Consider the following 23,468-nt stretch of genomic DNA (forward strand, 5'->3'; position numbering starts at 1 on the left):
TACCGGCCGTACCGCGGGGCGAGCCCGCGGCTACAGCGACGGTGTTAACCGTCATGCCACTCAGGCATCGCGGAACAGCCATGGCTGGCTGGCGCGGTGCTTGCCTTCGAAGGCCTTGATCGCATCGGCGTCCTGCAGGGTCAGGCCGATATCGTCCAGCCCATTGAGCAGGCAGTGCTTGCGGAAGGCGTCGATCTCGAAGTGCAGCACCTTGCCATCCGGGCGGGTCACCGCCTGCGCCTGCAGGTCGATGGTCAGCTGGTAGCCCGGGTTGGCCTCGACCTGCTTGAACAGCTCATCGACTTCTTCATCGCTGAGGATGATCGGCAGCAAACCGTTCTTGAAGCTGTTGTTGAAGAAGATGTCGGCAAAGCTCGGCGCGATGACACTGCGGAAGCCGTACTCGTCCAGGGCCCAGGGGGCGTGCTCGCGGCTCGAGCCACAGCCGAAGTTCTCGCGCGCCAACAATACGCTGGCACCCTGGTAGCGTGCGTGGTTGAGCACGAACTCCTGGTTCAGCGGGCGCTTGCTGTTGTCCTGGTAGGGCTGACCGACATCCAGGTAGCGCCACTCGTCGAACAGGTTCGGACCGAAGCCGGTGCGCTTGATCGACTTGAGAAACTGCTTGGGGATGATCTGGTCGGTGTCGACGTTGGCGCGATCCAATGGCGCGACCAGGCCGGTATGCTGGGTGAAGGCTTTCATGCTGCGCTCCCTTGGATCAACTCGCGGACATCGATGAAGTGGCCGGTAACCGCCGCAGCGGCGGCCATGGCCGGGCTGACCAGGTGGGTACGACCACCGGCGCCCTGGCGGCCCTCGAAGTTGCGGTTGGAGGTGGACGCGCAGTGCTCACCGCTCTCCAGGCGGTCCGGGTTCATCGCCAGGCACATGGAGCAACCCGGTTCACGCCACTCGAAACCGGCTTCCAGGAAGATCTTGTCCAGGCCTTCGCGCTCGGCCTGGGCCTTGACCAGGCCCGAACCCGGCACCACCAGCGCCTGCTTGACGTTGGCGGCGACCTTGCGACCCTTGGCGATCTCGGCGGCGGCGCGCAGGTCTTCGATGCGCGAGTTGGTGCACGAACCGATGAACACGCGGTCGAGCTTGATGTCGGTGATCGCCTGGTTGGCGGTCAGGCCCATGTACTTGAGGGCGCGCTCGATGGAGCCACGCTTGATCAGGTCGGCCTCGGCGGCCGGGTCCGGCACGCGCTGATCGACCGCGAGGACCATTTCCGGGGAGGTGCCCCAGCTGACCTGCGGCTTGATCTGCGCGGCATCCAGCTCGACCACGGTGTCGAACACCGCGTCCGCGTCGGACACCAGGCCCTGCCAAGCCTCGACCGCCAGCGGCCACTGCTCGCCCTTCGGTGCGTAGGGGCGGCCTTCGACATAGGCGACGGTGGTGGCGTCGACCGCCACCAGGCCAACGCGGGCACCAGCCTCGATGGACATGTTGCAGATGGTCATGCGGCCTTCCATCGACAGTTCACGGATGGCGCTGCCCGCAAACTCCATGGCGTGGCCGTTGCCACCGGCGGTGCCGATCTTGCCGATCACGGCCAGGACGATGTCCTTGGCGGTGACGCCGGCCGGCAGTTGGCCTTCGACGCGCACCAGCATGTTCTTCATCTTCTTGGCCACCAGGCACTGGGTGGCGAGCACGTGCTCGACTTCGGACGTGCCGATGCCATGGGCCAGCGCGCCGAAGGCGCCATGGGTGGAGGTGTGCGAGTCGCCGCAGACCACGGTCATGCCCGGCAGGGTGGCGCCCTGCTCGGGGCTGATGACGTGGACGATGCCCTGGCGCTCGTCGTTCATCTTGAATTCGACGATGCCATATTCGTCACAGTTCTCGTCGAGGGTCTGCACCTGCAGGCGCGACACCTGGTCGACGATGGCCTCGATGCCGCCCTTGCGCTCCGGCGTGGTCGGCACGTTGTGGTCGGGCGTGGCGATGTTGGCATCGATGCGCCATGGCTGGCGGTTGGCCAGGCGAAGGCCCTCGAAGGCCTGCGGCGAGGTCACTTCGTGGATGATGTGGCGGTCGATGTAGATCAGGGAAGAGCCGTCGTCGCGGCGCTTGACCTCATGCGCATCCCAGAGTTTGTCGTAGAGCGTTTTGCCAGCCATCAGACTGTTCCTCATCAGCGTCTTTCTATGCCAATAACCCCTTGGCTTGTACGGGCGATGCTAGGGCGTTAGATTGAATAACTCAAATTCATAATTTTCATGCTTTGAATAACCAATAGGAATCGAGCCCCTTGGACCTGGCCAACCTCAGCGCCTTCATCGCGATTGCCGAAACCGGCAGCTTCTCCGGCGCTGGCGAACGCCTGCACCTGACCCAACCGGCCATCAGCAAGCGCATCGCCGGGCTCGAGCAGCAACTCGACGTGCGCTTGTTCGATCGCTTGGGGCGCGAGGTGACCCTGACCGAAGCCGGGCGCGCACTGTTGCCACGGGCATACCAGATTCTCAATGTGCTGGAGGATACCCGACGCGCACTGACCAATCTGACTGGCGAGGTGACAGGTCGCTTGACCCTGGCCACCAGCCACCACATTGGCCTGCACCGTCTGCCCCCGTTATTACGGGCGTTCACCCGTCAGTACCCTGCCGTGGCGCTGGATATTCAGTTCCTCGACTCAGAAGCGGCCTACGATGAAATTCTCCATGGTCGAGCGGAAATTGCCGTGATTACCCTGGCCCCTGAGCCGCACCACCTCATTCGGGCGATCCCGGTGTGGGACGACGCCCTGGACTTCGTGGCCGCACCGGAACACCCGCTGGCGCGTGATAGCGAGGTCAACCTGGCCGACGTGGCGCGCCACCCGGCGGTGTTCCCCGGTGGCAACACCTTCACCCACCACATCGTCCAGCGCCTGTTCGAGAGCCAGGGCCTGACGCCGAACATCGCCATGAGCACCAACTACCTGGAGACCATCAAGATGATGGTCTCCATCGGCCTGGCGTGGAGTGTGCTGCCACGTACTATGCTCGATGAACAGGTTGCACCCATCGCCTTGCCCGGCATACAGCTGTCGCGCCAGCTAGGCTACATTCTGCATACGGAACGAACGCTATCGAACGCGGCAAGGGCCTTCATGGCATTGCTCGACAGCCACGCAGGGTCCGTTTAACCGGTCGTCAGCACGGCATATCTCTATTCAAGGACGCTTCATCCGCCAAAGGTCTGGTACCGATGCCCAAATCAGCAAACCGCTTTCCGCGCCTGCCGCGTATTCCTGCGGTCGATCCCCAGGAGTCGGAGCAGGCCTGGCAGAACGCCCCGCAGTTGCTGGCCGCGCTCAACGGCGCGCGCCTGGGCGCGTGGTTGTGGGACATCGAAACTGGTCGCGTCAGCTGGTCACGCGGCACCCAGGCGCTGTTCGGCTTCGACCCCCAGCGCCCACTGCCCGCCGACATCGATTACCTCGATTTGCTGCCCGAGGAGGACCGCGCCCGCACTCGCCAACTGTTCCAGGCCGTAGTGAGTGGCGAACCCGTGGAACAGGCCATGCGCCATCGCATCCGCTGGCCAGACGGCAGTCTGCACTGGCTGGAGATCAACGGCAGCCTGACCCACGACCGTCATGGCCGCCCCCAGATGATCGGGGTGATCCGCGAAATCACTCGCCAGCGTGAGCGCGAAACCGCGCTGATCAACTCCGAGAAACGTTTCGCCACCCTCTTCCACCTCAGCCCCAATGCCATTCTGCTGACCCGCCGCCACGACGGCCTGATCTTCGAGGTCAACCAGCACTTCGAGGACATGTTCGGCTGGCCCGGCAGCCAGGTGGTGGGCAAGACCAGCGTGGAACTGGGCCTGTGGGTCAACCCCGAGCAGCGCCATCAAGTACTGGAGGCGACTACCGGCAACAGCGGCCCACTGATCATGGAAGTGCAGTTCCGTGCCAGCACCGGCAAGGTCCATGACGGCATCCTCTGCACCCAGGGTATCGAGCTGGAGGGCATCACCTACCTGATCAGCACCTTCGTCGACACCACCGAGCGCAAGCGTGCCGAACAAGCGCTCAAGGACAGCCAGGAGCGCCTCGACCTGGCCCTGGACTCGGCGCAGCTGGGTACCTGGGATTGGCACATCCCCAGCGGCATGCTCTACGGCTCGGCCCGCGCCGCGCAATTGCACGGCCTGGACCCGGTGCCGTTCCACGAATCCTTCGAGGCGTTCTTCGAGGGCGTGCCGGAGCAGGAACGCAGCGTGATGCGCCAGGCCTACCGCAGCTTGCGCGAAGGCCCGGCGGGCAATTACCAGATCACCTACCGCATCCAGCTGGATAACGGCGCCTCGCGCTATATCGAAAGCCGCGCGCGGTTGTACCGTGACGACCAGGGCAACCCACTGCGCATGGCCGGCACGCTGCTGGACATCACCGACCAGGTCGAGCGCGAACAGCGCCTGACCGCCTCGGAAGAGAAGTTTGCCAGCCTGTTCCAGGTCAGCCCCGATCCGATCTGCGTCACCCGCCAGGACAACGGCCAGTTCATCGAGGTCAACCCGGCCTTTACTCAGACCTTCGGCTGGAACGCCGACCAGGTGATCGGCCGCACCGCCGAGCAGATCGGCTTGTGGGCCGAGTCCTCAGACCGCGCCCTGCGCATCGAACGCGTGATCCGCGAGCAGGCCTTGAGCAACGTGGCGGTGGTGGTCAACCATCGCAATGGCACCCCCTTGACGTGCGTGATCTCCAGCCGCCTGATCAGTGTCGACAACCAGCCCTGCAGCGTCACCACCCTGCGCGACATCACCCAGCAGCAGCGCGCCGAGGCGGCGCTCAAGGCCAGCGAGGAGAAGTTCGCCAAGGCCTTCCATTCCAGCCCCGACGCCATCACCATCACCGAACGCCAGACCGGCCGCTACCTGGAGGTCAACGACGGGTTCTGCCGCCTGACCGGCTACAGTGCTGCCGAGGTAGTCGGGCACAGCGTCTTCGAGATCGGCATCTGGGCCGACGACAAGCAGCGCAGCGCCCTGCTCACCGAGCTCAAGGAGCGTGGACGGGTGCACCACCGGGAGATGCTCGGGCGCAACAAGCGCGGCGACATCCTCACCGTCGAGGTGTCGGTGGAGCCAATCAGCCTCAACGAGACCGACTGCCTGCTGCTCACCGCCCGCGACGTCAGCCAACTGAAGAACGCCCAGGCGCAGATCCGCCACCTGGCCTACCACGACCCGCTGACAAACCTGCCCAACCGCGCACTGTTGATGGACCGCCTGAGCCAGCAGATCGCCCTGCTCAAACGCCATAACCTGCGCGGCGCATTGCTGTTCCTCGACCTGGACCATTTCAAGCACATCAACGACTCGCTCGGTCACCCGGTGGGCGACACGGTGCTGAAGATCATCACCGCGCGCCTGGAGGCCAGCGTGCGCCTGGAAGACACCGTGGCGCGCCTGGGGGGCGACGAGTTCGTGGTGCTGCTCAGCGGCCTGGAGGGCAGCCGCGAAGAGGTCGAGGGCAAAGTCCGCGAGTTGGCCGACACCCTGCGCGAACTGCTGGCAGAGCCGATGTCGCTGGATGGCCAGCGCCTGCAAGTGACGCCGAGTATCGGCGTAGCGCTGATTCCCGACCATGGCGCCACCCCCGCCGACCTGCTCAAGCGCGCCGACATCGCCCTGTACCGGGCCAAGGACTCCGGGCGCAACACCACGCAACTGTTCCACACCACCATGCAAAAGGCCGCCAGTGAGCGCTTGCGCATGGAAAACGACCTGCGCCTGGCCCTGGCCCGGGGCGAGTTGGCCCTGCACTTCCAGCCCCAGGTCGATGCCCGCGACAACCGCATCGTCGGCGCCGAGGTGCTGCTGCGCTGGCACCACCCGCAACTGGGTCAGCAACCGCCCTCGCAATTCATCCAAGTGCTGGAGGAAAGTGGCTTGATCCTCGAAGTTGGTAGCTGGATCCTCGACGAAGCCTGCGACGCCTGCGCGCGCATGCTGGAGGACGGGCTGATATGCGCCGACGAGTTCAGCCTGTGCGTGAATATCAGCCCCCGGCAGTTCCGGCAGAACGACTTCGTCGAGCGGGTGCTTCGCAGCCTTGACGACTACCGCCTGCCACGGCGCATGCTCAAGCTGGAAATTACCGAAGGCATCGTCATCCAGAACCTGGAAGACACCATCAGCAAGATGCGCGAACTCAAGCGATACGGCGTGAGCTTCGCCATGGACGACTTCGGCACGGGCTATTCGTCGCTGACCTACCTCAAGCGCCTGCCGGTGGATGCGCTGAAGATCGACCAGACCTTCGTGCGCGACGCGCCGGTGGACCCGAACGATGCCGAGATCGTCCGCGCCATCGTGGCCATGGCGCGCAGCCTGGAGCTGGCGGTAATCGCCGAAGGGGTCGAGCTGACCGAACAGCTGGAGTTTCTCGAACGACTGGGGTGCCACCTGTACCAAGGGTACCTGCACAGCCGACCGCTGCCGTTGCCGGAGTTTCGCCAGATGCTGCTGGAGGCGCCAGCGGATTATTGAAGCCGCCGCGGTGTCCTGCAAACGCAGAAAGGGCACCCGCAGGTGCCCTTTCTCATACCGCCAGGGTCAGTTCAGCGCTGGCTTGTCGCCGTTGATCGGGATGCGCTTGGCCTTGGCTTCTTCCGGCACGACGCGCAACAGGTCAATGCTCAGCAGGCCATTGGCCAGGCCTGCGGCCTTGACCTCGATGTGGTCGGCCAGGCGGAACGACAGCTTGAACGCGCGCTGGGCAATGCCCTGGTGCAGGTAGGTGACGCCGCCTGCGGCGCTAGTGTCGCGTTTGCCGCCGGTAACGGTCAGGACACCCTTCTCGACTTGAAGGTCCAGGTCCTGCTCCTGGAAACCGGCTGCGGCTACCACGATGCGGTATTGGTCATCGCCATGCTTTTCCACGTTGTAGGGCGGGTAGCTGCTACCGGCCTCGTTACGGGCGGCGGATTCGAACAGGTCGTTGAAGCGGTCGAAGCCGACGGAATGGCGGAACAGAGGTGCGAGAGAGAAAGCGGTGGTCATGGTCATAAACTCCTGAGATTCAGCAAGTAAGTCACTACGCGACCCGACTTCGGCATCGCGTACTCAAGAGATAGGGGTGGGCAAAGCGGTTTCAAGGGGGGATGAAAAAATTTTTGGGTTGGCGCGGTGACTGGCCTCACCGCGGGTCAGGCGACACAGGCCTCGGGGACCACTCCCAGCAGCTCACTGATCCGCTGACACTCATCCACGCGCCGCAGCTCGGCGAACAATGCCACCGCCTCGGGGTAACTGCGCGTCAACATCGCCAGCCATTGCTTCATCCGCCCAGGCGCATAACGCGGCGACAGCTTGTCCTGGGCTTGGCGCCAGAATTCGCGCAACAGCGGCAACAGGTCATCCCAGCCCAGCGGCTGGTATTCACGCCCCTCACGGGCTGCGGCGATCTGCAGCGCCAGGTCGGGTCGCGACACCAGCCCCCGGCCCAGCATGATATCCCGCGCGCCACTGACCTCACGACAGCGCCGCCAGTCATCCACGGTCCAGATCTCGCCATTGGCGAACACCGGCACCTTGACCACCTCCTGCACCCGCGCCACCCACTCCCAATGCGCCGGTGGCTTGTAGCCCTCCACCTTGGTGCGGGCATGCACCACCAGGTGCTCGGCGCCACCTTCGGCCAGGGCCATGGCGCACTCCAGGGCACCGTCTGGGCTGTCGAAGCCCAGACGCATCTTGGCGGTCACCGGAATCTGCGCCGGCACTGCGCGACGCACCTCGCGCACGATGGCGTGCAGCAGCTCCGGCTCCTTGAGCAGCACCGCGCCGCCACGGGACTTGTTCACTGTCTTGGCTGGGCAGCCGAAGTTCAAGTCGATCACCGGCGCGCCCAGTTCGCAGGCGAGCACGGCGTTTTCCGCCAGGCACACGGGATCGGAGCCCAGCAACTGCACGCGCATCGGCACCCCGGCCGCGGTCCGCGCCCCCTGGCGCAACTCCGGCGCCAGCTTGTCGAACTGCGACGCCGGCAACAGCCGGTCACACACGCGGATGAACTCGGTGACGCACCAGTCGATGCCGCCCACCCGGGTAAGGACGTCGCGCAGGATGTTGTCGACCAGCCCCTCCATCGGGGCCAGGGCAATTTGCATTTCAGGGTCTCGGAGGAAAAAGGCGGCAGTCTAGCAAAAATCCCTGACCACTCAGGTACCGATCAGCGCCGGACCGTAGCCGTCGAGGAACTCCACCGGCATACGCCTGGGCTTGCCACTGGACAGCTCGATACAGGCGAAGGTGGTCTGCGCGCGCAGCAGGGTCACGCCGTCGCGCGGGCGCTTCAATTGGAAGCGACGGGTCATGCGCAGGCGCTGGTCCCAATCGATGATCCAGGTCGCCAGTTGCAACTCGTCATCCTCGTAGGCGGCGGCGAGGTAGTCGATCTCGTGGCGCACCACGGCCATCGCCCGGTCCAGGCGCCGGTATTCGGCCAGGTCCAGCCCCAGGCGCTGGGAGTGGCGCCAGGCACAGCGCTCCAGCCAAGTGACGTAGACGGCGTTGTTGGCGTGGCCGAGGCCGTCGATGTCTTCCGTGCCGACACGCAGGTCGACGATGAATGGCGATGCCAGGTCCCAGCTCATGCCCGCTCCCGTTGTCTGTGATCGGGCAGAGTGTAACGGATACTCAGGCGCTTTGCCGCGCCGGTTGTGCCGTGCGCGCCAGCAGTTCGAGCACCGCTTGGGTGACCTGCGGGTCGGCCAGCACGCGCTGGTGGCCACCCTCCTCCAGCAGCATCAGGCGGCTGTCGAACCAGGCCTTGTGGATGATCTGCGCCTCGCTGGCCGGCACCAGCGCATCGTCGCTGGCATGCACCACCAGCCCCGGCAGCTCCAACTGGTAGCCACTGACATCCAGGCGGGCGACCTGTACACCGACATCGCGCTCGACCTGACGAATGAACGCCGCTCGCGCCCTCGCCGGCATGCCCAGGCGCTTGGCAAAACCGCGCAGCACCCCCAGCAGTTGTGCAGGGGCGGCGATGCTGACTGCCGCCTCGGCGCGCAAGCCCCACTGCAGCGCCAGCATCACACTGGCCCCACCCATGGAGTGACCAATCACCGCACGCAACGGCGGCAGCTCGGCGGCGGCCTCCAGCAAGGCGCGGGCAAACAGCACTACGTGCGCCTGGTGGCCCGGGGATCGGCCATGAGCCGGCCCCTCCAGGGACACCACCGTATGGCCCGCCTGCACCAACGCCTCGATCAGTGCGGCGAACTGCGTCGGCCGCCCTTCCCAGCCGTGCATCAGCAACACGGTCGGGCCCTTGCCCCAGCGCAAGGCCGACAGGCCGAAGCGCAGGGTGATGCGCTCGGCCTTGGCCAGCAGCGGCAACTCCCAGGGCTTGGGTGGCAAGGTGCGCGGGGTCATGAAAGCACGGCGCATGCGGCCGGCGACATGTTCGGGGGCCAGGTGGCCGAGGGTGCCGTTAACGCCGCGAATCCAGCTCAGGGTAGTCATCGCCTTGCTCCAGGGTTCAGGTTGCTCAGAGCACCGCCGATTTGGCGGCGCGCAGGATCCGGTCGGACAGCTCGCAGTCACCAAGGGCACGAGCCACCGCCAGTCCACCGATCATCAGGGCCAGGTCGGCGAAGGCCTTGTCGATGTCCTCAGGACAATCGACCATCTGCGCGGTCATCAGCTCGATGTGCTCTGCCAGCACCTCGCGAAAAGCGGCGGGCAGGCGCTGCATCTCACTCAGGGAATTGGGGATCGGGCAGGCCTTCACCTGGGCATCGCGGTGCTTGCGCGAAAGGTAGAACGCCGCCACCAGGGCGCGCCGCCCCTCCCCGTCGAGGCCCGAGTCGACCTCGCAGAGCAAGGCGCGACGCTCGGCGAGCAACTGGCGAAAGGCCTCCAACATAAGCTCGTCCTTGCTCTCGAAATGGGCGTAGAACCCTCCCACCGTCAGCCCCGCTGCGGCCATCACCTGGCCCACGCTCGGATCGGCGGGCCCCTGCTGGATCAGCGCGCTACGGGCGGCTTCGAGAATGCGCTCGCGGGTCTTGCTCTTCTTGTCGCTCATGGCCAGCCCCTGAATATGATGGATGTAATATTATGCCTATAATATTTTATGGCAAGGACAATTTACTGCCACTGGTCGCAGGCGCTGGGAGAATGGGGAAGATAGAAAAACAAAAGGCCCATTCAATATGCGAATGAGCCTTTGAAGTCCCGCAAGACACGGGTAAAAGTGGCGTCCCCTAGGGGACTCGAACCCCTGTTACCGCCGTGAAAGGGCGGTGTCCTAGGCCACTAGACGAAGGGGACGTAACCCTCGTGCAGGTCCGTTTTCACGAACCCTGGCGATTGGTGGAGCTAAGCGGGATCGAACCGCTGACCTCCTGCATGCCATGCAGGCGCTCTCCCAGCTGAGCTATAGCCCCGTAACAAAACAAAAAGCTCATCCAACAGTCGAATGAGCCTTTCAAGCCCCGCAAAACGCGGGAAGAAGTGGCGTCCCCTAGGGGACTCGAACCCCTGTTACCGCCGTGAAAGGGCGGTGTCCTAGGCCACTAGACGAAGGGGACGTTGACCTTCGTGCCGGTCCGCTTTCACGAACCGCGGCAAAATTGGTGGAGCTAAGCGGGATCGAACCGCTGACCTCCTGCATGCCATGCAGGCGCTCTCCCAGCTGAGCTATAGCCCCGGATTTCTAGCCTCGCGGCCCAGCGACATCCTGAAACATCGCTTGTGTGATACTGGCGTCCCCTAGGGGACTCGAACCCCTGTTACCGCCGTGAAAGGGCGGTGTCCTAGGCCACTAGACGAAGGGGACGAACCTTCTTACCTTCAAGACCCGGCCGCTGGAGCTGGTCTTGCTTCACGGCTTTGCCCTGAAGCGGAATTTGGTGGAGCTAAGCGGGATCGAACCGCTGACCTCCTGCATGCCATGCAGGCGCTCTCCCAGCTGAGCTATAGCCCCACAATGTCGCTTTGAACTGAAGCGCTGGCTGGGTGCCTGGCGTTTCATTTTCGTTCATCGCTGTGGACGGGGCGCATATTAAAATCGGATTGCAGGGCTGTCAAACGAATTCGTGAAAAATTTCAAAATTTTTTTCACAGATAACAATCACTTACCGCCCTACCCCGGCCCTCTGGGCACTTTACCCTCGTCGGCGCGGGACTGCCCTGCGATTGCGTCGCTGAATTTACTGACGCCATCGCGGGGCAAGCCCGCTCCTACAAGGAATCGGGATGCTTTCAGGCAACCGTCGCCAGCAGCTTTTCCCATTCCTTGTTTTCTTTCTTCGACACGCCGCCGAGCAGTTCCAGGGCCTGGCGCAGGCGGAAGCGGGTCAGGTCGGGGCCGAGGATTTCCATGGCGTCGAGCACAGACACCGAACTGGCCTGGCCGGTGATGGCGGCGAACATCAGCGGCATGGCGTCACGCAGCTTCAGTTCCAGCGCCTCGACCACGGCCTGGATGCAGCCAGTGATGCGTTCTTTTTCCCACTGACGCAGGCTCTCGAGCTTCCACAAGATCAACTGCATCACTTGGCGCACCTGCTCAGGCGACAGTTTCTTGTGCTCGAACAGTTTGGCATCGAGCTTCAGGCCACCTTCGAAGAAGAACCCGCCCAGCGGGGCGATCTGGCTGAAGGTCTCGACCCGCCCCTGCACGTGCGGGGCAATCTTCATCATGTAGTCGCTGTTGAACGCCCACTTCTGCACGCGCGCAGCGAACTCTTCCACCGGCAAGTCGCGCAGCCACTGGCCGTTGAGCCACGACAGCTTCTCGATGTCGAAGATCGGGCCGCCCAGGGAGATACGCGACAGGTCGAAGTGCTCGACCATTTCGGCCAGGGAGAACTTCTCGCGCTCATCGGGCATCGACCAACCCATGCGGCCCAGGTAGTTGAGCATCGCCTCTGGGAGGAAGCCCATGCGCTCGTAGAAGGTCACCGAGGTCGGGTTCTTGCGCTTGGACAGCTTGCTCTTGTCCGGGTTGCGCAGCAGCGGCATGTAGCACAACTTCGGCTGCTCCCAGCCGAAGTACTCGTACAGCTTGATCAGCTTCGGTGCCGACGGCAGCCACTCTTCGCCGCGCAGCACGTGGGTGATGCCCATCAGGTGGTCGTCTACCACGTTGGCCAGGAAGTAGGTCGGCAGGCCGTCGTTCTTCATCAGGACCTGCATGTCCATGCGGTCCCATGGGATCTCGACGTCGCCACGCAGCATGTCCGGCACCACGCAGATGCCTTCGCTCGGCACCTTCATGCGGATCACGTGGGGCTCACCGGCGTCCAGGCGGCGCTGCACTTCCTCGGCGCTCATCTTCAGGGCACGGCCGTCGTAGCGCGGGGTTTCGCCACGAGCCATCTGCTCGGCGCGCATCTGCTCCAGCTCTTCGGCGGTGCAGAAGCAGTAGAAGGCGTGGCCTGCGTCGACCAGTTGCTTGGCGTACCGGGCGTAGATCTCGCCACGCTCACTCTGCCGGTACGGGCCGTGCGGGCCGCCGACGTCCGGACCTTCGTTCCATTCGATGCCGAGCCAGCGCAGGGCGTCGAAGATCTGCTGCTCCGACTCACGCGTGGAGCGCAGCTGGTCGGTATCTTCGATACGCAAGATGAACTCACCACCGTGCTGCTTGGCAAAGCAGTAGTTGAACAGGGCGATGTAGGCGGTACCGACATGGGGGTCGCCAGTGGGCGATGGCGCGATGCGCGTGCGAACGGTGGTCATGGACAGTCTCGGACGAAAGATGAAACAAAGGCGGGATGGTAGCAGGGAGCAGGCACCGGGCTCCAGCTATGGCGCGATCGTCACTTGTGACCCCGCGGGCTTGGGTTGTTAAATTTGCTTACACTTTTGGAACGATAGTCCTCATGCCTGCCCAACTCAAACGTCGCCTGCTGGTCTTTTTCACCTTGGTGGTGCTGGCCGCCCTCGGCTTTATGGCCCACTGGTACTTCAAGGGGCGCTTCTACGAAAGCACCGACAACGCCTACGTCCAAGGCGAGATCACACGCATCTCCAGCCAGTTGAGCGCGCGCATCGAGCAGGTCAACGTGGCGGACAACCAGCACGTGACCCAGGGCGAGCTGCTGGTGGGCCTGGAGGCCGCCGACTTCCAGCTGGCGGTCGAACGCGCACACGCGGCCCTGGCCACCCGTGAGGCCGAGCGGGTGCAGGCGCAGAGCCGTCTGACCCAACAGGCCAGCCTGATCGCCGCAGGCGCCGCGCAGGTCGCCGCCAACCAGGCCACCCTCGACCGCTCGCGCCTGGACCTGAACCGCGCCCAGGCCTTGCGCAAACCGGGCTTCGTTTCCGAAGAGCACGTCACCACCCTGTCAGCGGAAAACCACGTGGCCCGCTCCCAGGTCGACAAGGCCCAGGCCGACCTGCAAGGCCAGCGCCAGCAGGTCGACGCGCTGAATGCCGAGCTCAAGCGCCTCGACGCGCAGATCGCAAACGCTCGCGCCGAGCTGGCACAGGCCGAGCTGAACCTGAGCCGCTGCGAGATCCGCGCGCCGATCAGCGGCACCATCGGCCAACGCAGCGCACGCAACGGCCAGGTGGTGCAGGCCGGCGCCTACCTGCTATCGATCGTGCCCGACGAGGACATCTGGGTGCAGGCCAACTTCAAGGAAACCCAGATCGGCCGCATGCAACCCGGCCAGCGCGCCGAGCTGACCTTCGACAGCTACCCCGACACACCGATCGAAGGCCGCGTCGAAAGCCTGTTCGCCGCCTCCGGTGCGCAGTTCAGCCTGCTGCCGCCGGACAACGCCACCGGCAATTTCACCAAGGTCGTGCAACGCATTCCGATCAAGCTGACCTTCGCCGCCGACAACCCGCTGCATGGGCGCATCCGCCCGGGCATGTCGGTCACCGCCACGGTGGACTTGCGCGCGCAAGACGAACGCCACGATGGTCGGTGATCAACTGCTGCGCCCCACCACTGAGCCAACCCGACGGGACTGGATCGCGGTGATGAGCGTGATGCTCGGTGCGTTCATGGCGGTGCTGGACATCCAGATCACCAACTCCTCGCTCAAGGATATCCAGGGCGCGCTGTCGGCGACCCTGGAGGAAGGCTCATGGATCTCCACCTCCTACCTGGTGGCGGAAATCGTCATGATCCCGCTGACCGCCTGGCTGGTGCAGTTGCTCTCGGCACGACGCCTCGCGGTCTGGGTGTCGCTGGGGTTCCTGGCCTCATCGCTGCTGTGCTCGATGGCCTGGAACCTGGAAAGCATGATCGTCTTCCGCGCCCTGCAGGGCTTTACCGGAGGGGCGCTGATTCCATTGGCGTTTACCCTCACCTTGATCAAGCTGCCGGAGCACCACCGCGCCAAAGGCATGGCGATGTTCGCCATGACCGCCACGTTCGCCCCCTCCATCGGCCCGACCCTGGGCGGCTGGCTCACCGAACACTGGGGTTGGGAGTACATCTTCTACATCAATATCCCGCCAGGCCTGGTGATGATCGCCGGGCTGCTCTATGGGCTGGAGAAAAAGGACGCGCACTGGGAACTGCTGAAAAGCACCGACTATGCCGGCATCGTCACCCTGGGCTTGGGGCTGGGTTGCCTGCAGGTGTTTCTTGAAGAAGGGCATCGCAAGGATTGGCTGGAGTCGAGCCTGATCGTCGGCCTGGGCACCGTTGCCCTGCTCAGCCTGGTCACCTTCGTGATCCTGCAGCTTTCGCGACCGAACCCGCTGATCAACCTGCGCATCCTCGGCAACCGCAACTTCGGCCTGTCGAGCATCGCCAGCCTGGGAATGGGCGTCGGCTTGTATGGCTCGATCTACCTGCTGCCGCTGTACCTCGCGCAAATCCAGGGTTACAACGCCCTGCAGATCGGCGAGGTGATCATGTGGATGGGGATTCCGCAGCTATTCCTGATTCCGCTGGTGCCGCAGCTGATGAAAGTGATATCACCCAAAGCGCTGTGCGCATTGGGCTTCTGCCTGTTCGGGGTCGCCAGCTTCGGCTCTGGGGTGCTCAACCCGGACTTCGCCGGGCCTCAGTTCAACCATATCCAGATCATTCGCGCGCTGGGGCAGCCGATGATCATGGTGACGATCTCGTTGATCGCCACGGCTTATATACAGCCGCAGGATGCTGGGTCGGCATCCAGCTTGTTCAATATCCTGCGCAACCTGGGCGGGGCCATCGGCATTGCCTTGCTGGCGACACTGCTGGATGCGCGCACCAAGGTGTATTTCGAGTACCTGCGGGAGGCGGTGGTGCCGAGCAACCCCCAGGTCGCCGAACGCCTGGCGCAGTTGGCCGAGCGCTTGGGTAGCGACAGCGCCGCGCTGGGGCGACTCAGTGAAATCACGCACCAGCAGGCGCTGATAATGGCCTACAACGATGCCTTCCATTTCGTTGGGTTGGGGTTGGCGATCAGTATGCTGGCGGTGTTGATGACGCGGACGTTGCCGCAGGGGTTGAAGGCGGGGGAAGCTCATTAAGGGTGGATTTGTGTTGTCTGAGCCGACCCTGTCGCGGGACAAGCCCGCACCTACAAGTACGGTGCTGTTTTTTGTAGGAGCGGGCTTGCCCCGCGATAGGGCCGGCACAGACGACAACATCAACTGGCGATCAGACGCTCACGCAACTGGCCAATTTCGTCACGCAACTGCGCTGCGGCCTCGAACTCCAGGTCGCGGGCGAACTGGAACATCTTCTCTTCCAGCAACTTGATGCGCTTGGTGATTTCCCCCGGTGTCTGCAGCTCGGCCTCGTATCGTGCGGCCTCTTCGGCCGCCTTGGCCATACCCTTGCGCTTCTTGCTGCGCCCCCCCGGGACACTGGCGCCTTCCATGATGTCAGTGATGTCCTTGACCACCCCCTTGGGCACGATGCCATTGGCCTCGTTGAACGCCACCTGCTTGGCCCGGCGCCGTTCGGTCTCGTCGATCGCCCGCTGCATCGAGCCGGTAACCTGGTCGGCGTAAAGGATCGCCTTGCCATTGAGGTTGCGCGCGGCACGGCCGATAGTCTGGATCAGCGAACGCTCGGAGCGCAGGAAGCCCTCTTTGTCGGCATCGAGGATCGCCACCAGCGACACCTCGGGCATGTCCAGGCCCTCGCGCAGCAGGTTGATACCCACCAACACGTCGAAGGTGCCCAGGCGCAAATCGCGGATGATTTCCACCCGCTCCACGGTATCGATGTCCGAGTGCAGGTAGCGCACCCGCACGTCGTGGTCGGCCAGGTAGTCGGTGAGATCCTCGGCCATGCGCTTGGTCAGGGTGGTGGCCAGCACCCGCTCACCGGCGGCAACGCGCTTGCCGATCTCCGACAGCAGGTCGTCGACCTGGGTCAGCGCCGGACGCACCTCCACCTGCGGGTCGACCAGGCCCGTCGGACGCACCACCTGTTCGACCACGCGGCCGGCGTGCTCGCCTTCATAGGGGCCAGGTGTCGCCGAGACGAAGATGGTCTGCGGGCTGACCGACTCCCACTCGTCGAAGCGCATGGGCCGGTTGTCCAACGCCGAAGGCAGGCGGAAGCCGTATTCCACCAGGGTTTCCTTGCGTGAGCGGTCGCCCTTGTACATGGCCCCGACCTGCGGAACGCTGACGTGGGACTCGTCGATCACCAGCAGCGCGTCGTCCGGCAGGTAGTCGTACAGGGTGGGCGGCGGCGCACCGGCCGGGCGCCCGGAGAGGTAGCGCGAGTAGTTCTCGATGCCATTGCAGTAGCCCAGCTCGAGGATCATCTCCAGGTCGAAACGGGTGCGCTGCTCCAGGCGCTGGGCCTCGACCAGCTTATTGGCCTTGTTGAGGTACTCCAGGCGCTGGGCAAGTTCCTCCTTGATGCCGTCCACCGCGTCGAGCAGGGTCTCGCGCGGGGTCACGTAGTGGCTCTTGGGGTAGAAGGTGAAGCGCGGCAGCTTGCGGATCACCTCGCCGGTCAGCGGGTCGAAGGCGGCGATGTTCTCCACCTCGTCGTCGAACAGCTCGATGCGGATGGCCTCGAGGTCCGATTCGGCGGGAAAGATGTCGATCACGTCGCCACGCACGCGGAAGGTGGCACGGGCGAAGTCCATCTCGTTGCGGGTGTACTGCAGGTCGGCCAGGCGGCGCAGCAACGCACGCTGGTCGAGCTTGTCGCCGCGGTCGACGTGCAGGACCATCTTCAGGTAGGTCTCAGGGCTGCCCAGGCCGTAGATGCATGAAACGGTGGTGACGATGATCGCATCGCGCCGCTCCAGCAGCGCCTTGGTCGCCGACAGACGCATCTGCTCGATGTGGTCGTTGATCGAGGCGTCCTTCTCGATGAAGGTGTCCGACGAGGGCACGTAGGCCTCGGGCTGGTAGTAGTCGTAGTAGGAAACGAAATACTCCACCGCATTGTTCGGGAAGAACGCCTTGAACTCGCCATACAGCTGCGCGGCGAGGGTCTTGTTCGGCGCCAGCACCATGGTCGGGCGCTGCACCTGCTGGATGACGTTGGCGACACTGAAGGTCTTGCCAGAGCCGGTTACGCCCAGCAGCGTCTGGTGCGACAGCCCCGCCTCGATACCCTCGACCATCTGGCGAATGGCCTCGGGTTGGTCGCCGGCCGGCTGGAATCGGGTGACGAGCTGGAACTCGGACATGACGGACCTCGTTGTTGTCGCGGTAACTGTAAATTTAGCCAGTAGTCTATACCCAAATAACGCACACCGGGCGTAGCTTTCACGCCCGGTGTGCGAGTGCCTGTTGCAATGGACCTGGCAATTCGACCAATGGTCGAAAAATATTTGCGCAAACGACCTGAAAAGCTGCGCCAGACTGTCGCGGTGACCGATCGGTATCACTATACTGACTCCCCGTTTGCACCGCTTCAGTGCATTGGGCTGGAGCGTGCGCGTCCTATCACTCTCCTATCAGAGCCAAGGTAAAATGAGCCTGTTTTCCGCTGTCGAGCTGGCACCCCGCGACCCCATCCTGGGCCTCAACGAAGCATTCAACACCGATACCCGCACCGACAAGGTCAACCTGGGCGTGGGGGTGTACTGCAATGAGGAAGGCCGTATCCCGCTGCTGCGCGCGGTGATCGAAGCCGAGACCCAGCGTGCCGCCCAGCACGCCTCCCGCGGCTACCTGCCGATCGACGGTATCGGCGCCTACGACCAGGCCGTGCAGAAGCTGCTGTTCGGCGCCGAGTCGCCGCTGCTGGCCGCAGGCCGCGTGGTGACCGTGCAAGCGGTCGGTGGCACCGGTGCGCTGAAGATCGGCGCCGACTTCCTCAAGCGCCTGAGCCCGGGCGCCGTGGTGGCGATCAGCGACCCGAGCTGGGAAAACCACCGCGCGCTCTTCGAGACCGCTGGTTTCCCGGTGCACAACTACCGCTACTACGATGCCCCGAGCAACGACGTCAATCGCGCCGGCATGCTGGAAGACCTGAACAACCTGCCCTCCGGCTCGATCATCGTCCTGCACGCCTGCTGCCACAACCCGACCGGCGTCGACCTGAGCCTGGATGACTGGAAGAACGTCCTGGAAGTGGTCAAGGCCAAGGGCCACGTGCCGTTCCTCGACATGGCCTACCAGGGCTTTGGCGACGGCATCACCGAAGACGCCTTCGCCGTGCGCCTGTTCGCCGAGTCGGGCCTGGAGTTCTTCGTCTCCAGCTCGTTCTCCAAGTCGTTCTCGCTGTACGGCGAGCGGGTCGGCGCACTGTCGATCGTCACCGCATCCAAGGACGAGAGCACCCGCGTGCTGTCGCAGGTCAAGCGGGTGATCCGCACCACCTACTCCAACCCGCCGACCCACGGCGCCACCATCGTCGCCACCGTGCTCAACAACGCCGAGCTGCGCCAGATGTGGGAAACCGAACTGGGCGAGATGCGCAACCGTATCCACGGCATGCGCAAGCAGATGGTCGAGCTGTTGGCACAGTACGGCGCAAAACGTGACTTCAGCTTCGTTGGTCGCCAGCGCGGTATGTTCTCCTACTCGGGCCTGAGCGCCGAGCAAGTGGCGCGCCTGAAGGACCAGTTCGGCATCTATGCGCTGGACACCGGTCGTATCTGCGTCGCCGCGCTGAACCAGAGCAACATCCACGTGGTGACCAAGGCCATCGTCGAGGTGCTGTAACTGCTGCTGCGCCTGGGGGAAGCTTGACTTCCCCTTGGCAATCAGTAAGATACGCCCAGATTCCGCGATAGCTCAGTCGGTAGAGCAAATGACTGTTAATCATTGGGTCCCTGGTTCGAGTCCAGGTCGCGGAGCCAAACACTGAAAACCTCCAGATGCGCAAGCACTGGAGGTTTTTTCTTTTGCATGGCACGTCCTTGTTTTCCATTCGCCCTGATCTATCGTCTGGATGCGCATTCGCGCCTCAACGACAGGGAGTCAACATGGACACCGTTCAATCCATCCAGAATGCCCAACAGGCCGTGGAACTGGTCGCCAACCAGGCCATCGAGGCCAGCCTGCAAGGCACCTTCGCTGTCGGCGGCTGCATCGTCGAGAACGCCACCGGCAAGGTGCTCGCCGCCATGCACAACAACGTGCTGATGCCCTACCCCTACAGCACCGCTCAACCGCCCTTCCTGCCTCACGACCCGACCGCCCACGGCGAGCGCCAACTGGTGGACTGGTACTTCGCCAATCGTGAACGCCTGGCCCTGCCGACGCCAGACAAACTCACCGTGGTGACCACCCTCGACCCCTGCGCGATGTGCGCCGGCTCCTTGCTCACGGCGGGCTTCAACGTGGCGGTGAGCGCCATCGACACCTACGCCGGGATCAACTACAACAGCCAATTCGACTTCCCCACCCTGCCACCGGCCGTGCGCCAGAAAGCCCAGGCCAGCTGGGGCTACTACTCGGTCGCCGCGCCCATCAACCGTCCGTACCAGGGGGCGCGCAACGGGCCGGTGTATGCCGGCTGCGGGATTGATGCCGCAGCGTTCAGCCTGACAGGGTCTATCTTCGACGCCAGCGTCTCCAGCGTGCGCGACGCCAGCAACAACAGCGGCCTGCCGCCCAGCGAGCTGCGCAACCCGAACACCCTGCCGGCCGACAGCAAGGTACGCCAGGCGCTGACCAAGCTCAGCCCATGGAGCCTCAAGGTGAGCTGCGCCAACCCGCGCATGCCTGGCCAGGAACTGGCCCGCCCGCTGACCGAGACCGCCCGCCAGGCCGACAGCCTGAACGCGGTGGCGCTTCTCGACCCGTTTGGCAACCTGCTGGCGTGCCTAGGCGGCGTGGAGAAGCAGTCGCCGATCCGCACCGCATTCATGGAGACCACCCGTGGCTATGCCGAGTTGCGCTGGAAGCTGATGAACGACAACGACCCACAGGTGCGAGCCCAGGCCCAGCAGCACCTGACCCATCCCAAATACGGCACCTTCGTGTTCCTGTACGCCCCTGACCCAAATACCAGCCAGGCGGTGATGGCCTTCGGCGCGTATGGCTCGACGATGGAGGGTCCAGTGCCGCAGTCGTTCCCCTCGAACCTGCAGTACGTGCTACTGCCACCGGGCACAACGGCTCAAGCAGTGGCGCAGTTGGCGCAGAACCTACCGCCGTTCTACACCCAAAGCGTCCAGGTAGCGCCTAGCCAGGTGCTTGATAGCGCGCTGATCAGCGCGGCGCAGCGCGAGCTGTGACAGGTGGCCGTGCCCCGCCATTCGCGGCGGGGCCGGCATTCAGGGCTTCAGCGGCTCGGTCACCGGGCGATTCTCATCCACCAGGCTCCAAACCAGCAGCTTGGCCGATTGGGTCTTGCTGGCATTACGCGACACACGGTGCACGGTGCCCGGGGCCTCGTACCAGTATTGGCCAGCCGTGAAGGTGTGCTCCTGCTCGTCGTTGAGCTTCGACACCACGGCACCTTCGAGCACGTAGGCCATCACCGCGCCGGGATGCTGGTGCGCGGGTGAGGACTGGCCGGGGGCATAGTTGACGGTGAGCATGACGACTTTCTTGCCAGGGGCGATGTCGGGATGTTTTTCCTGCAACACCTTGACCTGGTCGAGGGCTTGCTTCTCGCCATGGGCCCAGGCCGCTGCCTTGGTGGCGAGCAGGCCGACGGCCATGAGCAGGGAGAGGGACAGGTGGGAAATTTTCATCTCGAGCGTTCTCCTGGTGGGCTTCCAGCAGGGTAAAACGCGCGGGCGGGGAGCAAAACGGCCAATCTTTCGGAAAAGCAGGAGGCCTATGGTCGGATACGCACCCCGCGCCTACAGGGCGGCTCAGGCGTTCTTGCCGATGGGGTAGAACTGGCCATGACTCCAGACGCCCAGCCATTCCTCGCCATCCACCCGGTGTGGCACCGCCAGCTCGACCAACTGGTAGAAAACGTTGCGATGCACCAGCGCCTCGAGGTTGCCGCGCATCAGCACATAGGGTGAAGGCTCCTGGGTCGCGGGGTCGGTCTCGACCCGCAGCGGGTGCTCGGGCCCGGCCTCGACCTGGTCCTCGACATTGCTGGTGAAGCGCAGCACCTGCTGCTCGCCGCTGCCCTCCACGTCCAGCGCCACTGCGACGAACGGCGCGTCATCGACGCGAATTCCGACCTTCTCCACTGGCGTGACCAGGAAATAGTCGTCGCCATCACGGCGAATGATGGTGGAGAACAGCCGCACCATCGGCTTGCGCCCGATCGGCGTGCCCAGGTAGTACCAGGTGCCGTCGCGCGCGATGCGCATGTCGATGTCGCCGCAGAAAGCCGGGTTCCACAGGTGCACCGGTGGCAGGCCCTTCTCCTTCGGAATCTGCGCCAGAAGATCGTTGGCCTTGCCCGAACCCGTCATCACCCTCTCCTCAACGACTCATGCCCAACAGGCTACGAGCGTACTCGCGCATGGGTGCGGCGAGCAAATCCTGCGGCGTATTGTCGTGGAACGTCAACAAACCGCCGCGGCTCTTGATACGCGCGGTATCGATCAGGTAGCGGGTGCTGGTCTCGATGAGCATCATCTGCACCACACCGGAGTCCCAGCCCAGGCGGTCGACCGCCTGTTCGTCGTACCACTCGTCGCCATTACCGATGCGATCGTCGGTGCGCGCGAAGCGGGTGTACAGCACGTAGTGGGCGCCTACCGCACGGGCCTGCGCCAGCGCATCCTCTAGGCCCAGTGGGGCCTGGGCCCGGCGCACCAGGGGGAAGTATTCGACGAAGCCCTTGAAGGCCTCCTCGGCCACCACGTTCTGGCGCGGCACCGGGCCCTTGCCCGGCGGCACGAAGGCACCCTGGCCGATGAAGATGAACGAGTCCGGTTGCAGGCGTACCGAAAGGGTGCGAGTGGTATCGCTGTGATCGAGCAGACCGGCGTCGCTCATGTGGTAGCGGACACCCTCGCCCATATCGCTGACATTCATGCAGCCGCCCAGCACCATCAGCGCCAGCAGCAAGACCAGGCTACGCATCTTTCCTCCAGTGACCGGTGACGAAAAACCGGCGAATAGCCGCCAGATGCAGCTTTTGCGCCAGCTCAGCCGCCGATCACCTTCATCACCATCACGTCACCGGCGAAGGCCAGCTCCTGCTTATCGGAAAGGGCTTCTACAAGCAGGCGCTGCAAGGCCGGAAGCGCCTGGTGACGTGGTTTTTCCAGGAGGTCGCCGATGAAGTGCCGGTTGCTCGACGACAGGCAGCCGTGCAGCCAACCGGTGGACGACAGGCGCAGGCGCGAACAACTGCGGCAGAACGGCACGCTCTCGTTGGCGATGATGCCGAAATGGCCTTTGCCGGGAATCTGGTAGCGCAGCGCCGTGGCGTCCTGGGCCGCAGCCGCTTGCTCGAAGGCATGGGCCTGAGCGATTCGCTCCAGCAGCGCCTCCAGGCCGACGAATTGTTGCAAAAAAGCGTTGGCATCACGCGCCAGGTGCCCCATGCGCATGAGCTCGATGAAACGCAGTTCGTAACCTTGTGCGAGGCAGTAGTCGAGCAACGGCAAGACTTGATCGAGGTTCTGGCCGCGCATCGGCACCATGTTGACCTTGATACGCATGCCCGCATCGCGGGCCTGGCGCATACCGGTGAGCACGCTGGCCAGGTCGCCACCGCGAGCAATGCGCCGGAACATGACGGGGTCGAGGGTATCGAGGGAAATATTGAGGCGCTGGATACCAGCGGCGCGTAGCAAGGGCAACTTGCGTGACAGCAACTGCCCGTTGGTGGTTAGGCTGATGTCCTTCAGGCCCAACCCGGTGACTCCGGCAAGGAAGCCTTCAAGCCGAGGGCTGATCAGCGGCTCGCCGCCGGTGATACGCAGCTGCTCGACCCCCGCCGCCTCGACCAGGTAGGCCACGCCACGGGCCAAGGCCTCTGCGGACAACTCGTCGTGGGCCGCCACCAGGCGCTTGCCGTCTGGTACGCAGTAGGTACACGCGTAGTTGCAGGCAGCCGTCAGGCTGACACGCAGGTTGCGAAAACGCCTACCTTGACGATCGACGATCATGGGAAGACTCCGGCATGAAAAGAAACGAGCCGGCAAAACCTGACTTAAAAATCAGGTTTTTGCAAGTCTTGCTGCCGAAGT

General features: G+C 64.0%; 19 protein-coding genes and 7 tRNA genes. 7 read left to right on the plus strand and 19 right to left on the minus strand.

Annotated elements, in window-relative coordinates; all coding sequences use genetic code 11:
- Nucleotides 1-60: 60 nt before the first annotated feature.
- Both leuD and leuC read right to left on the minus strand, forming a co-directional pair.
- The gene (gene leuD, locus P0Y43_RS17725) at nt 61-705 is read right to left on the minus strand and encodes a 3-isopropylmalate dehydratase small subunit (protein ID WP_275638567.1); all 645 of its coding nucleotides are present in this window, start codon (nt 703-705) and stop codon (nt 61-63) included.
- Nucleotides 702-2,135 (minus strand): 3-isopropylmalate dehydratase large subunit, encoded by a 1,434-nt coding sequence (gene leuC / locus P0Y43_RS17730; RefSeq protein WP_275638568.1) that lies wholly within the window; start codon nt 2,133-2,135, stop codon nt 702-704. Before leuC ends, leuD begins: the two co-directional genes overlap by 4 nt.
- Before the next feature lie 131 nt (nt 2,136-2,266).
- Between leuC and P0Y43_RS17735 the strand changes: the two genes are divergently transcribed.
- Together P0Y43_RS17735 and P0Y43_RS17740 are read left to right on the plus strand one after the other, a co-directional pair.
- Nucleotides 2,267-3,145, plus strand: a complete 879-nt coding sequence (locus P0Y43_RS17735; RefSeq protein WP_275638569.1) for a LysR family transcriptional regulator — start codon at nt 2,267-2,269, stop codon at nt 3,143-3,145.
- A gap of 62 nt (nt 3,146-3,207) precedes the next feature.
- Nucleotides 3,208-6,504, plus strand: a complete 3,297-nt coding sequence (locus P0Y43_RS17740; protein WP_275638570.1) for a PAS domain S-box protein — start codon at nt 3,208-3,210, stop codon at nt 6,502-6,504.
- 66 nt (nt 6,505-6,570) lie between these two features.
- On the opposite strand, the gene P0Y43_RS17745 is transcribed toward P0Y43_RS17740, so the two are convergent.
- The 12 genes from P0Y43_RS17745 to gltX all read right to left on the minus strand — a co-directional run bounded on the left by P0Y43_RS17745 (nt 6,571) and on the right by gltX (nt 12,714).
- On the minus strand, nt 6,571-7,017 hold the full coding sequence (locus P0Y43_RS17745; protein WP_275638571.1) for an Hsp20 family protein: 447 nt from the start codon (nt 7,015-7,017) through the stop codon (nt 6,571-6,573).
- Nucleotides 7,018-7,163: 146 nt separating this feature from the next.
- Nucleotides 7,164-8,126 (minus strand): tRNA dihydrouridine synthase, encoded by a 963-nt coding sequence (locus tag P0Y43_RS17750; RefSeq protein ID WP_275638572.1) that lies wholly within the window; start codon nt 8,124-8,126, stop codon nt 7,164-7,166.
- 51 nt (nt 8,127-8,177) lie between these two features.
- Nucleotides 8,178-8,612 (minus strand): acyl-CoA thioesterase, encoded by a 435-nt coding sequence (locus P0Y43_RS17755; RefSeq protein WP_275638573.1) that lies wholly within the window; start codon nt 8,610-8,612, stop codon nt 8,178-8,180.
- 43 nt (nt 8,613-8,655) lie between these two features.
- Entirely contained in the window at nt 8,656-9,489 is an 834-nt protein-coding gene (locus P0Y43_RS17760; RefSeq protein ID WP_275638574.1) for an alpha/beta fold hydrolase, read from the minus strand.
- Between the two features lie 25 nt (nt 9,490-9,514).
- Nucleotides 9,515-10,054, minus strand: coding sequence for a TetR/AcrR family transcriptional regulator (locus tag P0Y43_RS17765; protein WP_275638575.1), 540 nt, complete (start codon nt 10,052-10,054; stop codon nt 9,515-9,517).
- A 169-nt stretch (nt 10,055-10,223) separates the two neighbouring features.
- Nucleotides 10,224-10,299 (minus strand) — tRNA-Glu (locus tag P0Y43_RS17770).
- A 40-nt stretch (nt 10,300-10,339) separates the two neighbouring features.
- Nucleotides 10,340-10,415: transfer RNA gene (locus P0Y43_RS17775), tRNA-Ala, on the minus strand.
- Nucleotides 10,416-10,483: 68 nt separating this feature from the next.
- A tRNA-Glu gene (locus tag P0Y43_RS17780) sits at nt 10,484-10,559 on the minus strand.
- 43 nt (nt 10,560-10,602) lie between these two features.
- Nucleotides 10,603-10,678, minus strand: a tRNA-Ala gene (locus tag P0Y43_RS17785).
- 53 nt (nt 10,679-10,731) lie between these two features.
- Nucleotides 10,732-10,807: transfer RNA gene (locus P0Y43_RS17790), tRNA-Glu, on the minus strand.
- Nucleotides 10,808-10,878: 71 nt separating this feature from the next.
- Nucleotides 10,879-10,954 (minus strand) — tRNA-Ala (locus tag P0Y43_RS17795).
- A gap of 278 nt (nt 10,955-11,232) precedes the next feature.
- Nucleotides 11,233-12,714 (minus strand): glutamate--tRNA ligase, encoded by a 1,482-nt coding sequence (gene gltX / locus P0Y43_RS17800; protein ID WP_275638576.1) that lies wholly within the window; start codon nt 12,712-12,714, stop codon nt 11,233-11,235.
- A 143-nt stretch (nt 12,715-12,857) separates the two neighbouring features.
- On the opposite strand from gltX, the gene P0Y43_RS17805 reads away from it, so the two are divergent.
- Both P0Y43_RS17805 and P0Y43_RS17810 read left to right on the plus strand, forming a co-directional pair.
- The gene (locus P0Y43_RS17805; protein ID WP_275638577.1) at nt 12,858-13,913 is read left to right on the plus strand and encodes an HlyD family secretion protein; all 1,056 of its coding nucleotides are present in this window, start codon (nt 12,858-12,860) and stop codon (nt 13,911-13,913) included.
- 49 nt (nt 13,914-13,962) lie between these two features.
- The gene (locus tag P0Y43_RS17810) at nt 13,963-15,453 is read left to right on the plus strand and encodes an MDR family MFS transporter (protein WP_275638684.1); all 1,491 of its coding nucleotides are present in this window, start codon (nt 13,963-13,965) and stop codon (nt 15,451-15,453) included.
- Between the two features lie 119 nt (nt 15,454-15,572).
- Here the strand turns inward: P0Y43_RS17810 and uvrB are convergent, their stop codons facing one another.
- Nucleotides 15,573-17,588, minus strand: coding sequence for an excinuclease ABC subunit UvrB (uvrB, locus tag P0Y43_RS17815; RefSeq protein WP_275638578.1), 2,016 nt, complete (start codon nt 17,586-17,588; stop codon nt 15,573-15,575).
- Nucleotides 17,589-17,874: 286 nt separating this feature from the next.
- On the opposite strand from uvrB, the gene P0Y43_RS17820 reads away from it, so the two are divergent.
- The 3 genes from P0Y43_RS17820 (at nt 17,875) to P0Y43_RS17830 (ending at nt 20,591) form a co-directional block, all read left to right on the plus strand.
- Nucleotides 17,875-19,071: an amino acid aminotransferase gene (locus P0Y43_RS17820; RefSeq protein ID WP_275638579.1), complete on the plus strand. Its 1,197-nt coding sequence runs from the start codon at nt 17,875-17,877 to the stop codon at nt 19,069-19,071.
- A 61-nt stretch (nt 19,072-19,132) separates the two neighbouring features.
- Nucleotides 19,133-19,208: transfer RNA gene (locus tag P0Y43_RS17825), tRNA-Asn, on the plus strand.
- Between the two features lie 126 nt (nt 19,209-19,334).
- On the plus strand, nt 19,335-20,591 hold the full coding sequence (locus P0Y43_RS17830) for a nucleoside deaminase (RefSeq protein WP_275638580.1): 1,257 nt from the start codon (nt 19,335-19,337) through the stop codon (nt 20,589-20,591).
- Nucleotides 20,592-20,630: 39 nt separating this feature from the next.
- On the opposite strand, the gene P0Y43_RS17835 is transcribed toward P0Y43_RS17830, so the two are convergent.
- From P0Y43_RS17835 to P0Y43_RS17850, 4 genes are all read right to left on the minus strand, one after another.
- Complete coding sequence (locus tag P0Y43_RS17835; protein ID WP_275638581.1) at nt 20,631-21,053, minus strand: cupin domain-containing protein; 423 nt, start codon at nt 21,051-21,053, stop codon at nt 20,631-20,633.
- 123 nt (nt 21,054-21,176) lie between these two features.
- Nucleotides 21,177-21,737 (minus strand): DUF1285 domain-containing protein, encoded by a 561-nt coding sequence (locus tag P0Y43_RS17840; RefSeq protein ID WP_275638582.1) that lies wholly within the window; start codon nt 21,735-21,737, stop codon nt 21,177-21,179.
- A 10-nt stretch (nt 21,738-21,747) separates the two neighbouring features.
- Nucleotides 21,748-22,353, minus strand: a complete 606-nt coding sequence (locus P0Y43_RS17845; RefSeq protein WP_275638583.1) for a DUF4823 domain-containing protein — start codon at nt 22,351-22,353, stop codon at nt 21,748-21,750.
- 65 nt (nt 22,354-22,418) lie between these two features.
- Complete coding sequence (locus P0Y43_RS17850; protein WP_275638584.1) at nt 22,419-23,387, minus strand: GTP 3',8-cyclase MoaA; 969 nt, start codon at nt 23,385-23,387, stop codon at nt 22,419-22,421.
- Nucleotides 23,388-23,468 lie beyond the last annotated feature (81 nt).

The organism is Pseudomonas entomophila, assembly GCF_029193575.1.
GTDB lineage: Bacteria > Pseudomonadota > Gammaproteobacteria > Pseudomonadales > Pseudomonadaceae > Aquipseudomonas > Aquipseudomonas entomophila_G.

Coding starts and splice junctions, on each gene's coding strand:
- gltX (WP_275638576.1), bottom strand. CDS start 12,714: ATGACCACCGTTCGCACGCGCATCGCGCCATCGCCCACTGGCGACCCC.
- P0Y43_RS17750 (WP_275638572.1), bottom strand. CDS start 8,126: ATGCAAATTGCCCTGGCCCCGATGGAGGGGCTGGTCGACAACATCCTG.
- P0Y43_RS17835 (WP_275638581.1), bottom strand. CDS start 21,053: ATGAAAATTTCCCACCTGTCCCTCTCCCTGCTCATGGCCGTCGGCCTG.
- P0Y43_RS17740 (WP_275638570.1), top strand. CDS start 3,208: ATGCCCAAATCAGCAAACCGCTTTCCGCGCCTGCCGCGTATTCCTGCG.
- leuC (WP_275638568.1), bottom strand. CDS start 2,135: ATGGCTGGCAAAACGCTCTACGACAAACTCTGGGATGCGCATGAGGTC.
- P0Y43_RS17745 (WP_275638571.1), bottom strand. CDS start 7,017: ATGACCACCGCTTTCTCTCTCGCACCTCTGTTCCGCCATTCCGTCGGC.
- P0Y43_RS17765 (WP_275638575.1), bottom strand. CDS start 10,054: ATGAGCGACAAGAAGAGCAAGACCCGCGAGCGCATTCTCGAAGCCGCC.
- leuD (WP_275638567.1), bottom strand. CDS start 705: ATGAAAGCCTTCACCCAGCATACCGGCCTGGTCGCGCCATTGGATCGC.
- P0Y43_RS17850 (WP_275638584.1), bottom strand. CDS start 23,387: ATGATCGTCGATCGTCAAGGTAGGCGTTTTCGCAACCTGCGTGTCAGC.
- P0Y43_RS17830 (WP_275638580.1), top strand. CDS start 19,335: ATGGACACCGTTCAATCCATCCAGAATGCCCAACAGGCCGTGGAACTG.
- P0Y43_RS17820 (WP_275638579.1), top strand. CDS start 17,875: ATGAGCCTGTTTTCCGCTGTCGAGCTGGCACCCCGCGACCCCATCCTG.
- P0Y43_RS17755 (WP_275638573.1), bottom strand. CDS start 8,612: ATGAGCTGGGACCTGGCATCGCCATTCATCGTCGACCTGCGTGTCGGC.
- P0Y43_RS17840 (WP_275638582.1), bottom strand. CDS start 21,737: ATGACGGGTTCGGGCAAGGCCAACGATCTTCTGGCGCAGATTCCGAAG.
- P0Y43_RS17760 (WP_275638574.1), bottom strand. CDS start 9,489: ATGACTACCCTGAGCTGGATTCGCGGCGTTAACGGCACCCTCGGCCAC.
- P0Y43_RS17805 (WP_275638577.1), top strand. CDS start 12,858: ATGCCTGCCCAACTCAAACGTCGCCTGCTGGTCTTTTTCACCTTGGTG.
- P0Y43_RS17845 (WP_275638583.1), bottom strand. CDS start 22,353: ATGCGTAGCCTGGTCTTGCTGCTGGCGCTGATGGTGCTGGGCGGCTGC.
- uvrB (WP_275638578.1), bottom strand. CDS start 17,588: ATGTCCGAGTTCCAGCTCGTCACCCGATTCCAGCCGGCCGGCGACCAA.